The sequence below is a fragment of the Bacillus pseudomycoides DSM 12442 genome, assembly GCF_000161455.1.
In the GTDB taxonomy this organism is placed as follows: domain Bacteria; phylum Bacillota; class Bacilli; order Bacillales; family Bacillaceae_G; genus Bacillus_A; species Bacillus_A pseudomycoides.
Genome location: NZ_CM000745.1, coordinates 5,613,709 through 5,617,147, shown reverse-complemented (window position 1 = coordinate 5,617,147; position 3,439 = coordinate 5,613,709). Strand labels below are relative to the sequence as shown.

Sequence of the window (3,439 nt, the reverse complement as noted above, 5' to 3'; positions counted from 1 at the left end):
ATATTGAGCGGCGTTGAAGCCATGCATATGATGAAAAAAGGACAACTTAACCTACAGGTGAAGTCTGCTCAAAATGAAGTTGGGTTCATACATAAGTTATTTGGAATTGCATCATAATCTGTCATTGAATAGGCCATGTAGGTTCTATATCTCTATCAAATGGTTTTTGCACCAGAACCCCTCTTTCTATTCATGTATATTTCTACTACATTACAAATAAGTGCCAAAAGAAAAATAAATGCCCCTATTAAAAATGTTTGATTGAAACTACGTATAACTGCATGTTTATATTTCCACCTCATTTGTTCATATAATTCATTTCCCTCTTTTGACTCTACTATTACTCGTTCCTGCTTATCAACTGATTGTATCGCTTGCAATATTTGTTTTTTTTCTAAATTTGTTTGATTACTTTTTTGAATCATTGTTATTGCTTGTTGATTTACTTTTTCTTTTTCATTCAATAATTGTTGATTTAATAAAACGACTAATACAGCTACTCCCACAATGCTGCCCAATGTTCTCGAAATATTAGATATGCTTGATGCAATACCTGATTTTTCAATTGGCACACTTAATACTGCAGTTGTTGTAAGTGGAGCAAGTGTACATCCCGCGCCAAACCCTACAATCACAAGCCTCCAAATATAATCCCAAGCCGAAAAGCTTGATTCCATATGACCGAATAAATATGAGACAACGATAAATGCAATAACACCTACACTACTAATCACACTGCTTCCGCGTTTTGCAGCGATTGGTGTCATAATTGCCGTAATTATTATCGATACAATCGCTAGTGTACTAATAATCATTCCCGACTTCAGTTCACTCATTCCTTCTACTTGGACCAAATAAAATGCAAAGATAAATAAAAAATTCATTAACCCCATACCTACAAAAAATAACGCGAGGTTTGAAAGTGAAAATTTATCATATGAAAATAAATAAAGGGGCAACATCGGATTTTTACTTTTCTTTTCAATATAGATAAATAACATAAAACTTATAATAGAAATAACAAAGAGAAGACTTATGCTTAACGGACTTAAAGTCGCTTTATTTACTTGTATCAAAGCATAAACAAGTAAAAATAGTGCACATGATGAAGTAACCATACCTGCCCAATCTATTTTAGAACTTGCGGTATGATCATAAGATTCTTTAATAAAAAGAAAGATGAAGATTAAAGAAAAGATACCGACTGGAACATTGATGAAAAATACCCAGTTCCAACTTAATTTATCTATTAAAACTCCTCCAAGTGACGGACCAATCGCTGCAGCTAACCCGCCAAAAGCTCCCATAACTCCACCTATCATGCCTTGTTTTTCTTTCGGTACAAGTTCAAGTCCAAGCGGCATCGCAACAGGTACAATGATAGCCGCAGAGATTCCTTGTAATACGCGAAAAATCACTAGCATTTGAAAAGATGACGCTACTCCGCACATAAATGAGCTAATAGAAAATCCTAGTAAGCCAATAAGGTACAGCTTCTTGCGGCCAAATTGGTCTGCAAGACGAGCTGCCATTAATAAACAGGTCACAAAAGCAACATTATATCCATTTGCAATCCAAGAAATCGCATCTATTGAAGTATGAAATGTCTTTGCCATCCCTGGCAATGCAATATTTACAATATTTGAGTCTAGAATTGCCATAAAGAATCCTGAAACTAATGCAATTAACACAAATATGTTTCGCATGTTTTCCATTTCCCCCCCCTTTAGTTTTCCTTAAATGAAATCCCATTCATAAATAGATTTACACATGCCTCAATATACTCTTCTAATTGAATATCTTCTTCCGTTATGCTGACATTCATAATATATAAGAACAATTGTCCATAAAACATGTTCGCTATTAAGCGATAATTACATGGAATAATGTGTCCTTTTTCTCCAAGTTGCTGTAAATACGTTTCTAGATGATCTACTAAATGTGCATTTAATTCATGAAGTAATCGTTTCATTTCACTGTTTTGTCTAGATTCCAGTAGTGCTGCCCAAATATAATTTAACTTTGGTAAGTTTACCTGAATATATGTTTCTGCAATTTTTGTAAGATCTTGATTCAAATTACCGGTAAACTTCTCTTCTAGTTCCTTCAACAAAGCAACTGGTGTTGTCCGCAAAATAATACTCTCTCGAAATAAATTTTCCTTATTTTTAAAATTACGGAAAATTGTAAGCTCGCTTACCCCAGCTTTTTCTGCAACTTCACGAATTGTCGTTGCCGTATACCCCTTTTCACCAAATAATATAGTTGCTGCTTCCATAACTTTTTCTTTTGCTGTTGGCTTTCCCATTTTAATTCCTCCATCCGATATGTAAGTAAGTGATTACTAACATGTTAACATAAATAAAATGAAAGTAACTAATTACTTTCATCTTTATTACATCTCTTATCTGGCCTCACCATACATGCCCATCAACTTAAGAATTTTATAACGCCCCCAAAACAAGAATTCCATCTTATTACAGTTAATTATGAGAATTCTGTACGCTCATATAATTTTTAACTTATTAATGTTCAAGAACCTCTTTTTTGAATTTTAATAAATTCATTTTGTCATAGGGAAAATAAGATTTTACTGTTTTGCTGATGGTGGATGGATGTACTATTATAAAGTTGCTCCTTCAAAAAGTATTAGTTTACACTTGATCCCTGCACATTGTGTGGGGATTTTATGTAAAGAAAAGACACAATTTTAGGTGTCTCTTTGTGCTTTTACAATTCGTTTAAATGAATATAAAAGAACACCAGCTATAGTACTCACCTGGTGTTCTGACTGCAACAATTTCTATCGTCATTTTTACAATACATTCAATTGGCTTTCTGATCACTTTTCGGCTTCCTTACCAAGCAATACACACTAATAATGAGTAAAATAAGAGGGATTCCCTGAATCATAAAGAATCCAAGACAAAATTCAGTTAGTCCACTCCCAGGAGCATCTGTTGCCATTATCCCAACAAATAGAGCAACAAAAAAAGTCAAGCCATTCAACACTACACTAATACAAAGAAAAAGTATTTTCCAAAACACTAAAACAATCCCCCTAGTATACTAAAAGATATATGAAGTTTTTATCACATTATCACTTTCGATATGTATATATTAATATACCATTTCTTTTTTCTTTGCAATTCTTTCTTGCGCACGTTCAAATTCACGTTCTGCACGCCATTTCTTCTTCCTCAATTTTAGTCATTTTTCTTATATTTTCCCTACAGGGGTCACCATACATCACCATCAAGCTAAGAAAAGCGAATACCCAAAAACGAAAAAAGTGAACTTAATTATCATGAATAAATGTGGCGTGAAAAATGTTGTTAAGGGCATATTTCGAAATCTTAGAGAGAATAAAAAAAGATATTGTTATATTCTTAAATCTGCAATATAATTAATTTATATAATTCTTAATATTCAGAAATTT

At 33.0% G+C, this 3,439-nt stretch carries 3 protein-coding genes and 1 pseudogene; 1 reads left to right on the top strand and 3 read right to left on the bottom strand.

The features are described 5' to 3' along the window. Positions 1-117 (top strand): annotated as a pseudogene (locus BPMYX0001_RS34405) (IS6 family transposase); the annotation flags it as partial. A 38-nt stretch (positions 118-155) separates the two neighbouring features. Here BPMYX0001_RS34405 and BPMYX0001_RS28405 read toward each other — a convergent pair. From BPMYX0001_RS28405 to BPMYX0001_RS28395, 3 genes are all read right to left on the bottom strand, one after another. Continuing rightward, positions 156-1,706, bottom strand: a complete 1,551-nt coding sequence (locus BPMYX0001_RS28405) for a DHA2 family efflux MFS transporter permease subunit (protein ID WP_033799831.1) — start codon at positions 1,704-1,706, stop codon at positions 156-158. Positions 1,707-1,726: 20 nt separating this feature from the next. Next, positions 1,727-2,308 (bottom strand): TetR/AcrR family transcriptional regulator, encoded by a 582-nt coding sequence (locus tag BPMYX0001_RS28400; protein WP_006097598.1) that lies wholly within the window; start codon positions 2,306-2,308, stop codon positions 1,727-1,729. Between the two features lie 518 nt (positions 2,309-2,826). Then, a complete protein-coding gene (locus BPMYX0001_RS28395) occupies positions 2,827-3,048 on the bottom strand; it encodes a hypothetical protein (RefSeq protein ID WP_018767794.1) in 222 nt (73 codons plus the stop codon). Between the last annotated feature and the right edge of the window lie 391 nt (positions 3,049-3,439).

Bases quoted from the DNA above. Each gene is read 5' to 3' on its own strand.
- BPMYX0001_RS28405 (WP_033799831.1), bottom strand. From the start codon at position 1,706: ATGCGAAACATATTTGTGTTAATTGCATTAGTTTCAGGATTCTTTATG.
- BPMYX0001_RS28400 (WP_006097598.1), bottom strand. From the start codon at position 2,308: ATGGGAAAGCCAACAGCAAAAGAAAAAGTTATGGAAGCAGCAACTATA.